This window comes from Nocardiopsis codii (genome assembly GCF_036327455.1).
Lineage (GTDB): Bacteria > Actinomycetota > Actinomycetes > Streptosporangiales > Streptosporangiaceae > Nocardiopsis > Nocardiopsis codii.
In genome coordinates this window covers 1-1,067 of the sequence record NZ_JAUZMY010000079.1, presented here as the reverse complement: position 1 = coordinate 1,067, position 1,067 = coordinate 1, and the positions used below count along the sequence as shown (strand labels likewise).

At 59.7% G+C, this 1,067-nt stretch carries 1 protein-coding gene; it reads right to left on the bottom strand.

Annotated elements, in window-relative coordinates:
* On the bottom strand, window positions 1-1,067 hold a 1,067-nt coding region (clpX, locus tag Q8791_RS31705), incomplete at both ends, for an ATP-dependent Clp protease ATP-binding subunit ClpX (RefSeq protein ID WP_330095545.1).

The window sequence follows — 1,067 nt, the reverse complement described above, 5'->3', positions numbered from 1 at the left end:
GGCACGATCGTGGGGTTCACGTTGTCGATCACCGTCTCCCGACTGATGATCACCTGCCCCACATCCTCACGGGACGGCACCTCGTACATCACCGACAACAACACCTCCTCGATGATCGCCCGCAACCCACGCGCACCCGTCCCCCGAATAATCCCCTGCTCAGCAATCGCCTCCAAAGCCTCCGGCGTGAACTCCAACTCCACACCGTCCAACTCGAACAACCGCTGATACTGCTTCACCAACGCATTACGCGGCTCCGTCAGAATCCGAATCAACGCCGCACGATCCAGATTGTCCACACTCGTGATCACCGGCAACCGACCGATGAACTCCGGAATCATCCCGAACTTCAACAGGTCCTCCGGCATCACCTCACCGAACAACGCCACCTCCGCCGCCTCACCCCGAGGCCGCAGAACCGCGTTGAACCCCATCCCCTGCTGACCCGTCCGCGACTCGATGATCTTCTCCAGACCCGCGAACGCCCCACCACAGATGAACAACACGTTCGTCGTGTCGATCTGGATGAACTCCTGATGCGGATGCTTACGCCCCCCCTGAGGCGGCACACTCGCCGTCGTCCCCTCCAAAATCTTCAACAACGCCTGCTGAACACCCTCACCCGACACATCACGCGTGATCGAGGGATTCTCACTCTTACGCGCGACCTTGTCGACCTCATCGATATAGATGATCCCCGTCTCGGCCTTCTTCACGTCATAATCGGCCGCCTGGATCAACTTGAGCAGGATGTTCTCCACATCCTCACCCACATACCCGGCCTCCGTCAGCGCCGTCGCATCAGCGATCGCGAACGGAACATTCAAGATCCTCGCCAACGTCTGCGCCAACAACGTCTTCCCCGACCCCGTCGGCCCCAACAACAAAATGTTGGACTTCGCGATCTCCACGTCCTCCGAACCCGGACGCTCACCCTCCGACCGCACACGCTTGTAGTGGTTGTACACCGCCACCGACAAGGCCTTCTTCGCCTGATCCTGACCGATCACATACGAATCCAGGAACTCGTAGATCTCCCGCGGCTTCGGCAACGAGTCCCACGACAG